Source organism: Pseudomonas sp. MYb60 (assembly GCF_002979555.1).
Classification (GTDB): Bacteria; Pseudomonadota; Gammaproteobacteria; order Pseudomonadales; family Pseudomonadaceae; genus Aquipseudomonas.
Window position 1 is genome coordinate 218,404 of the sequence record NZ_PCOZ01000005.1, and the last position, 17,465, is coordinate 235,868.

16 protein-coding genes are annotated in these 17,465 nt (G+C 62.0%); 9 read left to right on the forward strand and 7 right to left on the reverse strand.

Annotation, left to right across the window (positions count from 1 at the left end; genetic code table 11):
* Positions 1-1,197 carry an SfnB family sulfur acquisition oxidoreductase gene (locus tag CQ041_RS10840; RefSeq protein ID WP_105522741.1) on the reverse strand — a complete coding sequence of 399 codons (1,197 nt, stop codon included), beginning with the start codon at positions 1,195-1,197 and terminating at the stop codon, positions 1-3.
* 153 nt (positions 1,198-1,350) lie between these two features.
* On the reverse strand, positions 1,351-1,914 hold the full coding sequence (locus CQ041_RS10845; RefSeq protein WP_105522740.1) for a helix-turn-helix domain-containing protein: 564 nt from the start codon (positions 1,912-1,914) through the stop codon (positions 1,351-1,353).
* A gap of 92 nt (positions 1,915-2,006) precedes the next feature.
* Here CQ041_RS10845 and CQ041_RS10850 point away from each other — a divergent pair, with 92 nt between their 5' ends.
* The 7 genes from CQ041_RS10850 to CQ041_RS10880 all read left to right on the forward strand — a co-directional run bounded on the left by CQ041_RS10850 (position 2,007) and on the right by CQ041_RS10880 (position 9,190).
* Positions 2,007-2,942 (forward strand): DMT family transporter, encoded by a 936-nt coding sequence (locus CQ041_RS10850; protein ID WP_105522739.1) that lies wholly within the window; start codon positions 2,007-2,009, stop codon positions 2,940-2,942.
* A 193-nt stretch (positions 2,943-3,135) separates the two neighbouring features.
* Positions 3,136-6,057 (forward strand): monovalent cation/H+ antiporter subunit A, encoded by a 2,922-nt coding sequence (locus CQ041_RS10855; protein ID WP_105522738.1) that lies wholly within the window; start codon positions 3,136-3,138, stop codon positions 6,055-6,057.
* Positions 6,057-6,401, forward strand: a complete 345-nt coding sequence (locus tag CQ041_RS10860) for a Na+/H+ antiporter subunit C (RefSeq protein WP_003192163.1) — start codon at positions 6,057-6,059, stop codon at positions 6,399-6,401. The genes CQ041_RS10855 and CQ041_RS10860 overlap by 1 nt, the downstream gene beginning before the upstream one ends.
* On the forward strand, positions 6,398-8,080 hold the full coding sequence (locus tag CQ041_RS10865) for a monovalent cation/H+ antiporter subunit D (RefSeq protein ID WP_105522737.1): 1,683 nt from the start codon (positions 6,398-6,400) through the stop codon (positions 8,078-8,080). Before CQ041_RS10860 ends, CQ041_RS10865 begins: the two co-directional genes overlap by 4 nt.
* Positions 8,077-8,565, forward strand: coding sequence for a Na+/H+ antiporter subunit E (locus CQ041_RS10870; RefSeq protein WP_105522736.1), 489 nt, complete (start codon positions 8,077-8,079; stop codon positions 8,563-8,565). The genes CQ041_RS10865 and CQ041_RS10870 overlap by 4 nt, the downstream gene beginning before the upstream one ends.
* Positions 8,562-8,840 (forward strand): K+/H+ antiporter subunit F, encoded by a 279-nt coding sequence (locus CQ041_RS10875; protein ID WP_105522735.1) that lies wholly within the window; start codon positions 8,562-8,564, stop codon positions 8,838-8,840. Before CQ041_RS10870 ends, CQ041_RS10875 begins: the two co-directional genes overlap by 4 nt.
* Positions 8,837-9,190, forward strand: coding sequence for a Na+/H+ antiporter subunit G (locus tag CQ041_RS10880; RefSeq protein ID WP_105522734.1), 354 nt, complete (start codon positions 8,837-8,839; stop codon positions 9,188-9,190). The genes CQ041_RS10875 and CQ041_RS10880 overlap by 4 nt, the downstream gene beginning before the upstream one ends.
* 65 nt (positions 9,191-9,255) lie before the next feature.
* Here the strand turns inward: CQ041_RS10880 and CQ041_RS10885 are convergent, their stop codons facing one another.
* The 3 genes from CQ041_RS10885 to CQ041_RS10895 form a co-directional block, all read right to left on the reverse strand.
* Positions 9,256-9,714 (reverse strand): HIT family protein, encoded by a 459-nt coding sequence (locus CQ041_RS10885; RefSeq protein WP_105522927.1) that lies wholly within the window; start codon positions 9,712-9,714, stop codon positions 9,256-9,258.
* Between the two features lie 283 nt (positions 9,715-9,997).
* The gene (cysS, locus tag CQ041_RS10890) at positions 9,998-11,386 is read right to left on the reverse strand and encodes a cysteine--tRNA ligase (RefSeq protein WP_105522733.1); all 1,389 of its coding nucleotides are present in this window, start codon (positions 11,384-11,386) and stop codon (positions 9,998-10,000) included.
* A gap of 44 nt (positions 11,387-11,430) precedes the next feature.
* Positions 11,431-13,131, reverse strand: a complete 1,701-nt coding sequence (locus CQ041_RS10895; RefSeq protein ID WP_105522732.1) for a glutamine--tRNA ligase/YqeY domain fusion protein — start codon at positions 13,129-13,131, stop codon at positions 11,431-11,433.
* Positions 13,132-13,392: 261 nt separating this feature from the next.
* Here CQ041_RS10895 and CQ041_RS10900 point away from each other — a divergent pair, with 261 nt between their 5' ends.
* Positions 13,393-13,893 (forward strand): peptidylprolyl isomerase, encoded by a 501-nt coding sequence (locus tag CQ041_RS10900; protein ID WP_105522731.1) that lies wholly within the window; start codon positions 13,393-13,395, stop codon positions 13,891-13,893.
* 2 nt (positions 13,894-13,895) lie between these two features.
* Positions 13,896-14,645 carry a UDP-2,3-diacylglucosamine diphosphatase gene (gene lpxH, locus CQ041_RS10905; protein WP_105522730.1) on the forward strand — a complete coding sequence of 250 codons (750 nt, stop codon included), beginning with the start codon at positions 13,896-13,898 and terminating at the stop codon, positions 14,643-14,645.
* A 92-nt stretch (positions 14,646-14,737) separates the two neighbouring features.
* Here lpxH and CQ041_RS10910 read toward each other — a convergent pair whose 3' ends face one another.
* Positions 14,738-16,267 carry a DHA2 family efflux MFS transporter permease subunit gene (locus CQ041_RS10910; protein ID WP_105522729.1) on the reverse strand — a complete coding sequence of 510 codons (1,530 nt, stop codon included), beginning with the start codon at positions 16,265-16,267 and terminating at the stop codon, positions 14,738-14,740.
* The gene (locus tag CQ041_RS10915) at positions 16,267-17,460 is read right to left on the reverse strand and encodes an efflux RND transporter periplasmic adaptor subunit (protein WP_105522728.1); all 1,194 of its coding nucleotides are present in this window, start codon (positions 17,458-17,460) and stop codon (positions 16,267-16,269) included. The genes CQ041_RS10910 and CQ041_RS10915 overlap by 1 nt, the downstream gene beginning before the upstream one ends.
* Between the last annotated feature and the right edge of the window lie 5 nt (positions 17,461-17,465).

A 17,465-nucleotide genomic window follows, 5' to 3' on the forward strand; every position in this document is an offset into this window, starting at 1 on the left:
TCAGTTCCAGGCGTGGCGCGCAGGCTTCACGCCGTTGAGCACGAAGTTGCCGATCAGGTGGTATTTCCAGCGCGCCGGGTCGTGCAGGGTGTGGGTACGGGCGTTGCGCCAGAAACGGTCGAGGTTGTGCTTGCCGGTGACCGAGCGGGTGCCGGCCAACTCGAACAATTTGCTGCTGGCGAGCAAGGCGGTTTCGGCCGACAGCACCTTGGCCTGGGCAACGACCAGCGAGGCGTGGGCGACGGTGTCTTCACTCGGCTCGGCGAGGGCCTGGTCCACCGCTTTACCGGCCTTGGCCAGGATCGCCTCGGTGCCGTGCACGCGCCATTCCAGATCGCCGATGGCGGCGATGGTGAACGGGTCTTGCCAGCCGTGATCCTGCTGGCTGTCGATCCAGGGCCGTGCTTGACGCGCAAAGCGCTTGGCTTGTTCAAGGGCGCCGAGGGCGATGCCGGTGTCGACGGCGGCCTGGATGATCTGCGAGATCGGGCCGTTGGCGGTGGGTTGGTCGAACGCCTGGTGCGCCGGGATCACCGCGTTCAGCGGCACGCTGACACCGTCGAGGATCACGCCGCCACTGGCGGTGGTGCGCTGGCCGAAACCGTCCCAGCTGTCGATCACGCTCAAGCCATGGGCATCGCGCTCGACGAAGGCGATAAACGCCTGGTCCTTTTCGTTGTTGCCCACCGTGGGCACGATATGGGCGAACAACGCGCCGGTGCAGTAGAACTTCTCGCCGTTGATGCGCGCAGTGTCGCCATGCAAGCGGATCTGCGTGTCGAAGGTGCCGGCGTTTTTGCTCTTTGCCTCAGAAAAAGCGTTGCCAAAGCGATAGCCCGCCAACACCTTGCCGAAGTAGTGGCGTTTTTGTTCTTCGGTGGCGGTCTGCAGCAGGATGTCCACCACGCCCAAATGGTTCTGCGGGATCTGCCCCAGTGACGGGTCGGCGGCGGAGATGAGTTTGATCACCTCGGCCACCGTCACATAGGACACCTCGGCACCGCCGTAGGCTTTGGGCACGGTGATGCCCCAGAGGCCGCTGGCGGAGAATTCGTCGAGTTCGGCCACTGGCAGGCGCCGCTCACGGTCACGCTCACTGGCTTCGACAGCAAAGCGTGCGGCCAGGCGAGTGGCGACCTCGATGGCTTCCGCGTCCGAGAGGATGATATGGGCAGGGTGTTGAGGGTGGGCTGACATGGGCCGACTCCAGGCTCCGAGGGGATAACGGAGTGTTTGCAGGAGTCGTGCCTGAACGTAATCATCATTAAAATCAGCACGTTGCTGATAAATTTGCGGTGACGGGCGGTTTTAATCCAGCAAAGTGTCGATCCACTGTTGCCGGGCGAACAGTTAGATCACCACGTTGCGAATAAAGCGCACGGCCACGTCAGCGTCATTGCGATAGATATGGTGCTGATGGCTGGCGAACATGAAGAACTCGCCGGCACCAATGACATTTTCCACACCCGCCACCACCAGGGTCAGGCTGCCTTCGAACACAAACAGTTGCTCACTCCACCCTTCCAGGTCGGGGTCGGGGCAATAGCGGTCACCGGGTTCCAGGCGCCACTCCCACAGTTCCACTTCACGACGCGCGCTGGCCTTGGCGAGCAAAACCGCCTTGCTGCCGTCAATTTCCCCCGCCCAGGCCAGTTCGTTGATGCGGCTGTGGTCGCGCACCTCAGGCGCCTGGATCAGGTCGCTGAACGCCACATCGAGTGCTTCGGCAACGCGGTCGAGGGTGGACAGGCTGACGTTCTTCTCCCCCGCCTCGATGGCCACCAGCATGCGCCGGCTGACCCCGGATTTTTCCGAGAGTGCGGTCTGGCTCAGGTCGGCGGCGTGACGCAGACGACGAACGTTCTGGCTGACGTGCTGCAGGACCGAAGCGCGTTGTGGATTTTCTTTGTGCACTATATTGCTCAATGGGTGGGTGTGCGCAGTATACTGCCCAGCGTGCGGCGCATTGTGCGGTCCGTACCCTTCCCTTGCAAGACCGAGCCGCCATGACCACCTCCACCTCCCCTTCGCGATTCAACCGTTTCAGCAAAGCCGAATGCATCCTGGTGGTCATCACCATGATCTGGGGCGGTACCTTTTTGCTGGTGCAGCACGCCATGAGCGTCAGCGGCCCGATGTTTTTCGTGGGCCTACGCTTCGCCGCGGCCACGCTTGTCGTGGGCTTCTTTTCCCTGCGGACCCTGCGCGACCTGACCCTGTTCGAATTCAAGGCCGGGGTGTTTATCGGCGTTGCGATCATGTTTGGTTACGGTTTGCAGACCATCGGCCTGCAAACCATCCTGAGCAGCCAGTCGGCGTTTATCACCGCGCTATACGTGCCTTTCGTGCCACTGCTGCAATGGCTGGTGCTGGGGCGCCGTCCGGGGTTGATGCCGAGCATTGGCATCATGCTGGCGTTTGCCGGGCTGATGCTGCTGACCGGGCCGGCGGGCGCTTCGCTGAATTTCAGTCCCGGTGAAATCGCCACCCTGATTGGTGCGATCGCCATAGCGGCTGAAATCATCTTGATCGGCGCCTATGCCGGGCAAGTGGATGTACGTCGGGTAACCGTGGTGCAGTTGGCCACCGCGTCGGTGCTGTCGTTCATGATGGTGGTGCCGATGGGCGAGGCGCTGCCGGGGTTCTCCTGGCTGCTGCTGTTCAGCGCGGTGGGGTTGGGCTTGACCAGCGCGGTGATCCAGGTCGCGATGAACTGGGCGCAACAGAGCGTTTCGCCGACCCGGGCCACGTTGATCTACGCCGGCGAACCGGTCTGGGCAGGCGTGGTTGGGCGAATTGCCGGGGAGCGTTTCCCGCCGATTGCGATGCTGGGGGCGGCGTTGATTGTGGTGGCGGTGATTGTGAGTGAGATGAAGACCAAGAGGCAGAAGGCGGTTGAACTGGAGAATGAGTTGGAACGTCAGGGGGTAAAATCCCAGTGATGCGTCGCCTTTGACCTCGCTATCGCGGGCAAGCCCGGCGCCCACAGGGGCCGCATTCCAACATTGGCCTGGTTGCAAGCGTGCTAAATGGGAGCTTTCGGCTTACTTTGTAGGATCCTGCCACATCTTGCCGTTTGGTGATCGAGAAAGCGGCACGTATGATGCATCCCAAACTCCCGCAGATTAGAAGCCTATGTCCCTGATAGTTCTACTGCTTCTGCCGTTTCTTGGCAGCTGTCTGGCGGCCTTGCTGCCGCATAACGCACGCAACACCGAATCCCTGTTGGCCGGCCTTGTGGCCTTGGTCGGCACCATTCAAGTCGCCCTGCTCTACCCCCAGATCGCCCATGGTGGCGTGATCCGCGAAGAATTCATGTGGTTGCCCAGCCTGGGCTTGAACTTCGTGTTGCGCATGGATGGTTTCGCCTGGCTGTTCTCGATGCTGGTGCTGGGCATCGGCACGCTGGTGTCGCTGTATGCGCGCTATTACATGTCGCCGGACGATCCGGTGCCGCGCTTCTTTGCGTTCTTCCTGGCGTTCATGGGCGCGATGCTCGGGCTGGTGATCTCCGGCAACCTGGTCCAGATCGTGTTCTTCTGGGAACTGACCAGCCTGTTCTCGTTCCTGCTCATCGGCTATTGGCACCACCGCGCCGATGCGCGACGCGGCGCCTACATGGCGTTGATGGTTACCGGTGCCGGCGGCTTGTGCCTGCTGGCGGGCGTGATGTTGCTGGGGCATATCGTCGGCAGTTATGACCTGGACCAGGTACTCGCAGCGGGTGACCAGATCCGCGCCCACGCCTTGTACCCGGCGATGCTGGCCCTGGTGCTGATCGGCGCCCTGAGCAAGAGCGCGCAGTTCCCGTTCCATTTCTGGTTGCCCCACGCCATGGCGGCCCCTACGCCGGTCTCGGCGTACCTGCACTCGGCCACGATGGTGAAAGCCGGCGTGTTCCTGCTGGCCCGCCTGTGGCCATCGCTGTCGGGCAGCGAAGAATGGTTCTATATCGTCGGCGGTGCCGGCGCCATCACCCTTATCCTCGGCGCGTATTGCGCCATCTTCCAGAACGACCTCAAGGGCCTGCTGGCCTATTCCACCATCAGCCACCTGGGCTTGATCACCCTGCTGCTCGGCCTCAACAGCCCGCTGGCGGCGGTCGCGGCGGTGTTCCATATCCTCAACCACGCCACCTTCAAGGCTTCGCTGTTCATGGCGGCCGGGATCATCGACCACGAAAGCGGCACCCGCGATATTCGCAAGCTCAGCGGCCTGGTTCGGCTGATTCCGTTCACCGCCACCCTGGCGATGGTCGCCAGTGCGTCCATGGCCGGGGTGCCGTTACTCAACGGTTTCCTGTCCAAGGAAATGTTCTTCGCCGAAACCGTGTTCATCTCCTCCACCGCCTGGGTGGAATTCGCCCTGCCCGTGATCGCGACCATTGCGGGCACGTTCAGCGTGGTCTATGCCCTGCGCTTTACCGTGGATGTGTTCTTCGGCCCCACGGCCACCAACCTGCCGCACACACCTCACGAGCCGCCGCGCTGGATGCGCGCACCGGTTGAGCTGCTGGTATTCACCTGCCTGCTGGTGGGGATTTTCCCCGCGCAGGTCGTCGGCTCGATCCTTGCCGCAGCGGCCCTGCCGATCGTCGGTGGCGTGCTGCCGGAATACAGTCTGGCGATCTGGCACGGCTGGAACGCGCCGATGATCATGAGCCTGGTGGCGATGTCCGGCGGCGTGGTGCTCTACCTGCTGCTGCGCAAGCAACTCAAGCGCGGCCGCTTCAAGTACCCGCCGCTCATCAGCTACTTCAACGGCAAGCGCGGTTTCGAGCGCAGCCTGGTGGTGATGATGCGCGGCGTGCGCCGCATCGAAAAACGCATCAGCACCAAGCGCCTGCAGACCCAATTGTTCCTGCTGGTGCTCGCGGCGGTCATTGCCGGTGTGATCCCGATGCTCAACAGCAGCCTCAGTTGGGGCGACCGGCCGAAAATCCCGGGCTCCATCGTGTTCGTGACCCTGTGGCTGCTAGCGATCGCCTGTGCCCTTGGCGCCGCCTGGCAAGCCAAGTATCACCGGCTGGCGGCCCTGACCATGGTCAGTGTGTGTGGCCTGATGACCTGCATCACCTTCGTGTGGTTCTCGGCGCCGGACCTGGCCCTGACCCAACTGGTGGTCGAAGTGGTGACTACCGTGCTGATCCTGCTCGGCCTGCGCTGGCTGCCACGGCGGATCGAAGAGGTCTCGCCGCTGCCAGGCTCGCTGCGCAAGGCGCGGATTCGCCGGGTGCGCGACTTCCTGCTGTCCACCGTGGTGGGTGGCGGGATGGCGTTGCTGTCCTATGCCATGCTGACCCGCCAGACCCCCAATGACATCTCCTCGTTCTACCTCAGCCGCGCCCTGCCAGAAGGCGGCGGCAGCAATGTGGTAAACGTGATGCTGGTGGACTTCCGTGGCTTCGACACCTTGGGCGAAATCACCGTGCTCGGCGCCGTGGCGCTGACGGTGTATGCCTTGCTGCGGCGCTTCCGCCCCTCGAAAGAAAGCATGCAACTGCCCGCGCAACAGCGCCAGTTGGCGCCAGACGTGGCCACCGACCTGGTGAACCCGCGCCAGGCCAGCGACACCGCGCTGGGCTTCATGATGGTGCCGGCGGTGCTGGTGCGCCTGCTGCTGCCGATTGCGCTGGTGGTGTCGTTCTACCTCTTCATGCGCGGCCACAACCAGCCAGGCGGCGGGTTTGTCGCCGGGCTGGTGATGTCGGTGGCGTTCATCCTGCAATACATGGTGGCGGGTACGCAGTGGGTCGAGGCGCAGATGAGCCTGCGGCCGATGCGCTGGATGGGCTTCGGGCTGTTCTCGGCCACGCTCACCGGCCTCGGCGCGCTGTTTGCCGGGCACCCGTTCCTGACCACCCACACCTGGCATTTCAGCCTGCCGGTTTTGGGCGATATTCATGTCGCCAGTGCGTTGTTCTTCGACGTCGGCGTCTATGCCATGGTGGTCGGTTCCACCCTGCTGATGCTTACCGCCCTCGGTCACCAGTCAGTACGTGCCCATAAACCGAGCAACCAGGCCAAAGTGGTTGCCGCAACGGAAGGAGCCGCCTGATGGAAGAAGTCATCGCAATTGCCATTGGGGTCCTGGCGGCCTCGGGCGTCTGGCTGATCCTGCGCCCCCGGACATTCCAGGTGGTGATGGGCCTGTGCCTGTTGTCCTACGGGGTGAACCTGTTCATTTTCAGCATGGGCAGCCTGTTCATCGGCAAGGAGCCGATCATCAAGGACGGCGTGCCGCAAGACCTGCTCAACTACACCGATCCCCTGCCCCAGGCCCTGGTGCTCACGGCCATCGTGATCAGCTTCGCCATGACCGCCTTGTTCCTGGTGGTGCTGCTGGCATCCCGGGGCCTGACCGGTACTGACCATGTAGACGGCCGGGAGCCCAAGGAATGACGTGGATGAATCAACTGATCGTCGCGCCGATCCTGCTGCCGTTGCTCACCGCCGCGCTCATGCTGATGCTCGGCGAGAAGCACCGACCGCTCAAGGCACGCATCAACCTGTTCTCCAGCATCATCGGCCTGGGTATCGCCATGTTGCTGCTGTACTGGACGCAAAAAGGCGGCCCCGGCTCGATTGGCGTCTACCTGCCGGGCAACTGGCAGGTGCCGTTCGGCATCGTGCTGGTGGTGGACCAACTGTCCGCGCTGATGCTGGTGCTGACCGGGATCATCGGCGTCAGTGCGCTGCTGTTCGCCATGGCCCGCTGGGACCGCGCGGGCACCAGTTTCCATGCGCTGTTCCAGGTGCAGATGATGGGCTTGTACGGCGCGTTCCTCACCGCCGACCTGTTCAACCTGTTCGTGTTCTTCGAAGTGCTGCTGGCGGCGTCGTACGGCCTGATGCTGCACGGCTCCGGCCGGGCGCGGGTGTCGGCGGGCCTGCATTACATCGCGATCAATCTGTTGGCGTCGTCGCTGTTCCTGATCGGCGCGGCGATGATCTACGGCGTCACCGGGACGCTGAACTTTGCTGACCTGGCGCTGAAGATCCCGCTGGTGCCCGAGGCGGATCGCGGCCTGTTGCACGCGGGTGCGGCGATCCTCGCCACCGCGTTCCTGGCCAAGGCCGGCATGTGGCCGCTGAACTTCTGGCTCGCCCCCGCCTACTCGTCGGCCAGTGCGCCCGTAGCGGCGATGTTCGCGATCATGACCAAGGTCGGCGTGTACACCGTGCTGCGCCTGTGGACCCTGCTGTTCTCCGGCCAGGCCGGCGCCTCGGCGCTGTTTGGCGGCGACTGGCTGGTGTACGGCGGCATGGCGACCATTATCTGCGCCGGGTTGGCGATGATCGCGGCGCAGCGCCTGGAGCGCATGGCGAGCCTGAGCATCCTGGTGTCGGCCGGCATCTTGCTGTCGGCAGTGGGGTTTGCCCAGCCGAGCCTGATCGCCGGCGCGCTGTTCTATCTGGTCAGCTCGACCCTGGCGCTGAGCGCGCTGTTTCTGCTGGCGGAACTGATCGAGCGTTCACGCTCGGCCAACGACCTGCCACTGGATGAAGAAATCGATGCGCTGCCCAAGGCCATGGAATCCTTGCACCCGCGTCCGGGCGTGAACCTGGATGATGAACAGCAGGCCGTCGTCGGCCAGGTGATCCCTTGGACGATGGCGTTCCTGGGCTTGAGCTTCATTGCCTGTGCGCTGCTGATCATCGGCATGCCGCCGCTGTCCGGGTTTATTGGCAAGCTCAGCCTGTTGAGTGCGCTGCTCAACCCCATGGGCCTGGGCGCCAGCGTGGATGAGCCGATTCGCCCGGCGGCGTGGGGCCTTGTCGCGTTGCTGATCCTCTCTGGCCTGGCCTCGTTGATCGCCTTCGCCCGCCTGGGCATCCAGCGCTTCTGGACACCCGAGGAGCGCCCATCGCCGCTGTTGCGCCGGTTCGAGTGCGTGCCGATCTTCTTCCTGCTCGGCCTGAGCATCGCCCTCACCTTCAAGGCAGAACCCCTGATGCGCTACACCCAGGCCACTGCCGTGAGCCTGAACAACCCTGAGCAATACGTGATGGCGGTCTTGGCCACGCGGCCTGTCCCGAGCCCTGAAGCCCAGGCCGCCGCGCTGGAGGTGCAGCCATGAAACGCCTGTTCCCTGCGCCGTGGCTGTCCCTGGCCTTGTGGGTGTTGTGGCTGGTGCTGAACCTGTCCGTGAGCCCTGGCAACCTGCTGCTGGGCGCGCTGCTGGGCTTCCTGGCGCCGCTGATGATGGCGCCGCTGCGGCCGTTGCCGATCCGCATCCGCAGGCCCGGCGTGATCATCCGCCTGTTCTTCGTGGTCGGCCGCGATGTGATCGTGTCCAACCTGCAAGTGGCCTGGGGCGTGCTGACCTGTGGTTCGCGCCCGCCACGCTCGCGCTTTATCAAGATCCCTTTGGACCTGCGCGACGCCAATGGCCTTGCGGCGCTGTCGATGATCACCACCGTGGTGCCCGGCACCATCTGGTCGGAACTGGCGCTGGACCGCAGCATCCTGCTGCTGCACGTGTTTGACCTGGAGGATGAAGCGCCGTTTATCGCGCACTTCAAGTCCACCTACGAGCGGCCCCTGATGGAGATCTTCGAATGAGCGCCCTGCTCTCCAATGCGATCCTGTTCAGCCTGTTCCTGTTCTCCCTGGCCATGGTGTTGACCCTGGTGCGTCTGTTCAAAGGCCCCTCGGCCCAGGACCGGGTACTGGCGCTGGATTACTTGTACATGCTGGCGATGCTGATGATGCTGGTACTCGGCATTCGTTACGCCAGTGACACCTACTTCGAGGCGGCGCTGCTGATTGCGCTGTTCGGTTTCGTCGGCTCGTTTGCCCTGGCGAAGTTCCTGCTGCGTGGCGAGGTGATTGAATGATCAATATGGACGTGTTGCCGCTGTGGGTTGAAGTGATCGTGGCCGTGCTGCTGGTGCTGAGCAGCGTCTTCGCGCTGATTGGCGCGTTGGGATTGCTGCGCATGAAAGACTTTTTCCAACGCATGCACCCACCGGCGCTGGCCTCGACGCTGGGCGCGTGGTGTGTGGCGTTGGCATCGATTGTGTATTTTTCGGTGCTCAAGTCCGGGCCGGTGTTGCACGGCTGGTTGATCCCGATTCTGCTGTCGATCACGGTGCCGGTGACCACGCTGTTGCTGGCTAGAACCGCACTGTTCCGCAAGCGCATGGCCGGGGATGATGTACCCGCCGAAGTCAGCAGCCGTCGCTAACCTATCAGACACACAGCGGTCCAAATGTGTGAGGGGGCAAGCCCGCTCCCACATTTTGCACTGTGCTAGGCGAAGGATCGGATTCTGGTCGCCAGTTCCGCCAACTCGCCATCATCGGCCCGCCCATGGTCATGGGACGAGATATAGCCCTCATACGCCTCGAAAAACTTATCCACCTTCGAGCTCAACGGCTTGAACGTACTGTCCCCACCGGTCCCATGCATGGGAAATAACTTCGCATGCAAATGATCCACCCCATACCCCTCCATGATCAGTCCCGTGCGCGCCACATCGGGAAACGCGCGGTCGATCTGCAGCGCGGTCTTCTTCGCCGCCACGGCGAGTGCGGCCAGCACCTCATCTGACTGCGCGAACGCATAGCTGCCGTAGTGCTGCTTGGGGATTACCACGCTGAAACCCGGCGTATTGGGGAAGATCGACAAAAATGCCATGTGCTGGTCGTCTTCCCACAGGATGTGGGCGGGGGAGGTTTTGCGGACAATGTTGCAGAAAATACAATCCATTTTAATCGCTGCCATTTTGGTCGTGAGCCGGGTTGTCGCAATCATCTAAAGCTACGAATCGGTACGCGTCAAAACAAATGGAAACTTTCCGAAAGGTCCTTGTACTTTTGTACCGTCGCCATTTTTATGAAGGAATAGGCCAAGCATGGGTGCCAGGGAACACCATGGTTTTGACTATGAGTGGGTGGCCAGCTCCCACAGTGGAACGAGTTAGCGCCGTTAAAACGATGTGCAAAAAAACGCCCCGAACCAGTCGGGGCGTTTTTCATTCAGCGGTTACCGATCAAGCCTGATCAGCCAGCCGCCACGTTGTCCCACCCTTCCCGTCTTCCAACACCACACCCATGGCGGTAAGTTGGTCACGGATACGGTCGGATTCCGCCCAGTCCTTGTTGGCACGTGCAGTCAGGCGCGCCTGGATCAGCGCATCCACTTCAGCCGCATCCACACGTCCTTCGGCGCCGGCTTGCAGGAAATCCTCAGGCTTCATTTGCAGAACCCCAAGCACGCTGGCCAGCTCTTTCAAACGGGCAGCCAGACCGGCCGCTGCGTCGAGATCACTCTCACGCAGGCGGTTGATCTCGCGCACCATCTCGAACAGCACGGCGCAGGCTTCCGGGGTGCCGAAGTCGTCGTTCATGACCTGGGTGAAGCGCTCAACGAACGCTTCGCCGCCGGCCGGGGCAACAACGGGCAAACCTTTCAACGCGTGGTAGAAACGCTCCAGAGCGCCCTTGGCGTCCTTGAGGTTGTCTTCCGAGTAATTGATGGCGCTGCGGTAGTGGCTGGACACCAACAGATACCGCACAACCTCCGGATGGTACTTTTCCAGCACGTCGCGAATGGTGAAGAAGTTGTTCAAGGACTTGGACATCTTCTCGCCATTGATGCGGATCATGCCGCAATGCATCCAGGCGTTGGCGTAGGTCTTGCCGGTGGCGGCTTCGCTCTGGGCGATTTCGTTTTCGTGGTGCGGAAACTCGAGGTCGCTGCCGCCGCCATGAATGTCGAAGGTATCGCCCAGGCAGCAGGTGGACATCACCGAGCATTCGATGTGCCAACCCGGACGCCCGGCGCCCCAGGGCGATTCCCAGCTCGGCTCGCCCGGCTTGGTGGCCTTCCACAGCACGAAGTCGAGCGGGTCCTGCTTGGCTTCGTCCACTTCGATGCGCGCGCCGATGCGCAGGTCTTCGATTTTCTTGCGCGACAGCTTGCCGTAGCCCATGAACTTGGCGACGCGGTAGTACACGTCGCCGTTGCCCGGGGCGTAGGCGTAACCCTTGTCGATCAGGGTCTGGATCATGGCGTGCATGCCAGGGATGTGGTCCGTGGCACGCGGTTCCATGTCCGGCTTGAGGATGTTGAGGCGCGCCTCGTCCTCGTGCATTGCGGCGATCATGCGTTCGGTCAGCGCATCGAACGACTCGCCGTTTTCGTTGGCGCGGTTGATGATCTTGTCGTCGATGTCAGTGATGTTGCGCACATACGTCAGGTCATAGCCGCTGAAACGCAACCAGCGGGTTACCAGGTCGAAGGCAACCATGCTGCGGCCGTGGCCGATGTGGCAGTAGTCGTACACGGTCATGCCGCACACGTACATGCGCACCTTGTTGCCATCCAGCGGCTTGAAGACTTCTTTGGTCTTGCTGAGTGTGTTGTAGATCGTTAACACGACGATTCCTTCTCTCTAGGCAAAGCCGGTCAGGCCTGCCTGAATCACTGGCCCCACGAATCACGCAAGGTCACGGTACGGTTGAATACCGGCTTACCGGGTTTCGAGTCCTTGATATCCGCGCAGAAGTAACCTTCGCGCTCGAACTGGAAGCGGTCTTCCGGCTGTGCGTCGCCCAACGAGGGTTCGGCACGACAACCAGTGAGCACTTGCAGGGAGTCAGGGTTGATGTTGTCGAGGAAACTGGCGCTGTCTTCGGCCTTCTCAGGGTTCGGCGAACGGAACAGACGATCGTACAGGCGCACTTCGCATTCGATGCTGGCAGCGGCCGGCACCCAGTGGATCACGCCCTTGACCTTGCGGCCTTCCGGGTTCTTGCCCAGGGTGTCTGGATCGTAGGAGCAATGCAGTTCGACGATGTTGCCATCGGCGTCCTTGATCGCTTCGTCGGCGCGGATCACGTAGCTGCCACGCAGACGCACTTCGCCATTCGGCTCCAGGCGCTTGTAGCCTTTTGGCGGTTCTTCCATGAAGTCATCGCGGTCGATGTAGATTTCACGGGCGAACGGCAACTTGCGCACGCCGAGCTCTTCTTTCTGCGGATGACGCGGCAGCTCGAGGTGATCGACCTTGTCTTCCGGGTAGTTGGTGATGATCACTTTCAGCGGACGCAACACACACATGGCACGCGGGGCGCTGTGGTCGAGGTCGTTGCGGATGCTGAACTCGAGCATGCCGAAATCCACCACGCCGTCGGAACGGTTGGTGCCGACCATCTCGCAGAAGTTGCGGATCGACGCAGGCGTGTAGCCACGGCGGCGGAAGCCCGACAGCGTGGACATGCGCGGGTCGTCCCAGCCGTTCACGTGCTTCTCGTCCACCAGTTGCTTGAGCTTGCGCTTGCTGGTGATGGTGTAGTTCAGGTTCAGGCGGCTGAACTCGTACTGGCGTGGGTGCGCCGGCACTGGCAGATGCTCCAGGAACCACTCGTACAGCGGGCGATGGCTTTCGAACTCCAGGGTGCAGATGGAGTGCGTGATGCCTTCGATGGCGTCCGACTGACCGTGGGTGAAGTCGTAGTTCGGGTAGATGCACCACTTGTCACCGGTCTGGTGGTGATGGGCATGGCGGATGCGGTACATGATCGGGTCGCGCAGGTTCATGTTCGGCGAGGCCATGTCGATCTTGGCACGCAGCACACGGGCGCCGTCCGGGAACTCACCGGCGCGCATGCGGGCGAACCAGTCCAGGTTCTCTTCCACCGAACGGTCGCGGAACGGGCTGTTCTTGCCCGGCTCGGTCAGGCTGCCACGGTATTCCTTGGCCTGTTCCGGGCTCAGGTCGTCGACGTAGGCCTTGCCGGCCTTGATCAGCTCGACGGCCCAGTCGTGCAACTGGTCGAAATATTGGGAGGCATAGCGCACTTCACCAGACCATTCGAAGCCCAGCCACTTCACGTCGCTTTCAATGGCGTCGATGTATTCCTGGTCTTCCTTGGCCGGGTTGGTGTCGTCGAAACGCAGGTGCGTGACGCCCCCGAACTCCTGGGCCAGGCCGAAGTTCACACAGATCGACTTGGCGTGGCCGATGTGCAGGTAACCGTTGGGCTCTGGCGGGAAACGGGTGACGATCTGCGTGTGCTTGCCCGAATCCAGGTCCGCCTGGATGATCGGGCGCAGGAAATTGACCGGGACGGCAGGTCCGGCCTTGGAATTCGAGGTAGGGTCGACAGTGGGCTTGCTCATAGGATCCTTGAACAGACAGGTTCGTGGCCGGGTGGGGCCAGATAAAACAAAGCGCTCATCATAGCCGAAGCGGTCAATACACTGACAGAGTGCGGCTTGAAACTGCTGCTTTAATTGAGGCTTAAATGACGAACGCGGTAAAAAACCACCTCGAAATTCCCGCCGGGCACGCTAAACTGCGCGCCTTGGCCGCCGTTTCGCCAAACCGGTCGTGGTGCCCAGGCACCCAAACCCACGAATTCCCTGAAAAGAGTAGTGAACATGACTCAAGTCAAACTGACCACCAACCACGGTGACATCGTCATCGAGCTGAACGCCGAGAAAGCGCCGATCACCGTCGCCAACTTCATCGAGTACGTGAAGGCCGGCCACTACGAAAACACCGTTTTCCACCGTGTCATCGGCAACTTCATGATCCAGGGCGGCGGTTTCGAGCCTGGCATGAAAGAAAAGAAAGACAAGCGCCCAAGCATCCAGAACGAAGCGGACAACGGCCTTTCCAACGACAAGTACACCGTCGCCATGGCCCGTACCATGGAGCCGCATTCGGCCTCCGCGCAGTTCTTCATCAACGTTGCCGACAACGCTTTCCTGAACCACAGCGGCAAGAACGTACAGGGTTGGGGCTACGCAGTATTCGGTAAAGTGACCGAAGGCCAGGACGTCGTCGACAAGATCAAAGGCGTGCAGACCACCGGTAAAGCCGGTCACCAGGACGTTCCGGCAGAAGACGTCATCGTCGAGAAAGCCGAGATCATCTAAGCGTGATCTTGCTGATTTCAGACTTGCATCTGGAAGAGGAGCGCCCGGACATCACCCGGGCGTTTCTGGATCTGCTCCACGGCCGCGCCCGTGGCGCCCAGGCGTTGTACATTCTGGGGGACTTCTTTGAAGCCTGGATTGGCGATGATGGCATGACCCCCTTCCAACGTTCGATTGGCGAGGCTCTGCGTGAGCTGAGCGACAGCGGCACCCCGATTTTCATCATGCACGGCAACCGCGACTTCCTGATCGGCAAGGCGTTCTGCAAGGCCGCCGGTGCCACCTTGCTCAAGGACCCGAGTGTCGTGCAACTCCAGGGCGAGCCTGTGCTGCTGATGCACGGCGACAGCCTCTGCACCCGCGACGTCGGCTACATGAAGCTGCGGCGCATCCTGCGCAACCCGGTTGTGCTGTTTATCCTGCGCCACCTGCCCCTGCGCACCCGCCACAAACTGGCGCGCAAGCTGCGCAGCGAAAGCCGCGCGCAGACACGCATGAAGGCCAACGATATCGTCGATGTGACGCCCGAAGAAGTGCCGCGGGTGATGCAGCAATTCGGCGTCCACACCCTGGTCCACGGCCACACCCACCGCCCCGCCATTCACAAGCTGCAGATTGGCGACCAGGCAGCCCGACGCATTGTGCTGGGGGACTGGGACAAGCAGGGCTGGGCGTTGCAGGTGGATGAGCAAGGGTTTCAGTTGGCGGCGTTTGATTTCGTCAATCCGCAGTTGGCGTTGCCTGGGGCTTGAGCCACCAACACCCCTGATCCCTGTGAAAAGAGATCAAACTGTGGGAGGGGCAAGCCCCCTCCCACAGTTGACTGCATGCCAGCCCTTGCGGATCAGTGGCCGGAGGCCTCCGGACCCGCCTTCGCGCCAAATGGCGGCTTCGCCAGCCAGACCAGCAGCATCAGCGCCATGAACATCCAGCCCAGCAACGTGAAGTAATCCACGGTGGACATCATGTACGCCTGGCTGTTGAGAATCTGCTCCAGCTGGCTGTAGGCCTTCTGCCCTGCCCCACCCAGCGCGTCCAGTGCATTGCGCGTGGCCGAATCGTAGGTGGTCATGTTTTCGCTCATGTACGCATGGTGCTGGTCGGCCCGGCGAATCCAGATCCACGTGGTCAACGAGGCTGCAAAGCTACCCCCGAGGGTCCGCAGGAAGGTCGCGAGTCCCGCGCCGTCGGCAATCTGGTGCGGCGGCAGGTCGGACATCAGGATGCTCAAGGTCGGCATGAAGAACAGCGCCACGCCGATGCCCATGAACAACTGCACCAGGGCGATGTGCTGGAAGTCCACTTCATTGGTGAAGCCTGCGCGCATGAAGCAACTCAGGCCAATCGCCAGGAACGCCAGGCCCGCCAGCAACCGCAGGTCGAACTTGTGTGCGTACTTGCCCACAAACGGCGACATCAGCACCGGCAGGATGCCAATCGGCGCAACGGCCAGACCGGCCCAGGTTGCGGTGTAGCCCATCTGGGTTTGCAGCCATTGCGGCAAGATCAGGTTGATGCCAAAGAACCCCGCGTAGCCGAGGATCAACACGATGGTGCCGATGCGGAAGTTGCGGTACGCAAACAGCCGCAGGTTGACCACCGGGTGTTTGTCGGTGAGCTCCCAGATCACGAACACCGCCAGGGCAATCGCCGAAATCGCCGCACCAATGATGATGAAGTTGGACTCGAACCAGTCCAGGTCGTTGCCCTTGTCGAGAATGATCTGCAAGGCGCCCACGCCGACGATCAGGCTCAGCAGCCCGACGTAATCCATCGGCTGGTAGCTGGTGACCACCGGGCGTTTCTTCAGTTGGGAACGCACCACCATCACCGCAAAGATGCCGATGGGCACGTTGATGAAGAAGATCCACGGCCAGCTGTAGCTGTCGGTGATCCAGCCGCCGAGGATCGGCCCGGCAATCGGCGCGACCACCGTGACCATTGCCAGTAACGCCAGGGCCATGCCGCGCCTGGCGGGCGGGTAGACCGCGATCAGCAGGGTCTGGGTCATCGGGTACAACGGCCCCGCCACCAACCCTTGCAGCACGCGAAAGCCAATCAGCTCGGGCATGGAGGTGGAAATACCGCACAGGAACGACGCCAGCACAAACAGGATGGTCGCCCACAAAAACAGTTTCACCTCGCCAAACCGGCGGCTGAGCCAGCCGGTCAGCGGCAAGGCGATGGCGTTACTCACCGCAAACGAGGTAATGACCCAGGTGCCCTGCTCCGAACTCACGCCCAGGTTGCCGGAAATAGTCGGCAACGCCACGTTGGCGATGGTGGTGTCGAGCACCTGCATGAACGTCGCCAGCGACAGGCCTATAGTGGCCATCAACAGGCTGGGTGGCGTGAAGGAGGCGTTATTGCTCATCAGCGTTGCACAGCTTTTGGCGCGGCGACGCTGTTGTCATGGATCAACTGGGTGATCATGGCGTCGGCTTCGGCCAGTTGGCGTTCATACACGTTGGTGGTGAACGAGGCCTTTTGCGGGGCCTGTTGCGCCAGCACCGGGCCGCTCTGGTCGTGCAGGTCCACACTCACCAGCGTCGACAGGCCGACCCGCAGCGGGTGCTTGGCCAACTCGTCGGCATTGATATGGATACGCACCGGCACGCGTTGCACGATCTTGATCCAGTTACCGGTGGCGTTCTGCGCTGGCAGCAGCGCGAACGCACTGCCGGTGCCCGCGCCGAGGCTGTCGATGGTGCCGCTGAACTTCACGTCGCTGCCATAGATGTCCGATTCGATGTCCACGGGCTGACCGATGCGCATGTCGCGCAGCTGAGTTTCCTTGAAGTTGGCGTCGATCCACAGTTGGTTCAGCGGGATCACTGCCATCAGCGCGGTGCCGGGCTGGACGCGCTGGCCCAACTGCACGGTGCGCTTGGCCACGTAGCCGGTGACCGGCGCGATCAAGGTGCTGCGCGCGTTGGTCAGGTAGGCCTGACGCAATTGCGCGGCGGCCGCTTGTACATCCGGGTGGGACGAAATCACCGTGTCATCCACCAACGCGTTGCTGGTCTTGAGCTGTTGCTCGAGGTTGGTCAGCGCGTTCTTGGCAGCCGTCAGGCTGTCACGGGCGTGGGACAGTTCTTCCTGGGAAATCGCACCGCCCTGGGCCAGCGTCTTGCGGCGATTGAAGTTGTCCTGGGCCGTCTGCACATCGGCTTTCTGCGCGTTGACCTGAGCCTTCATGCCATCCACGTTGCTGTACAAGCCGCGTACCTGGCGCACGGTGCGGGCCAGGTTGGCCTGGGCACTTTGCAGGCCGACGGCCGCGTCGTTCGGGTCGAAGTTGACCAGCACCTGGCCTTCGTGGACCAAGTCGCCATCGTCGGCGCCGATGCTCACCACGGTGCCGGTGACCAGCGGGGTGATTTCCACCACGTTGCCGTTTACATAGGCGTCATCGGTGCTTTCGCTGAAGCGCCCGTAGAGTTCGTGCCAGGCCCACACGCCGACGACGCCGAGGATGACGATCAGCGCCAGCCCCGTGAGCATGATCTTGCGTTTGCGTGGGTTGTTGTCTTGCGGTGTTGCGGTGTTGCTGTCGGCAGTGGCCATGACAA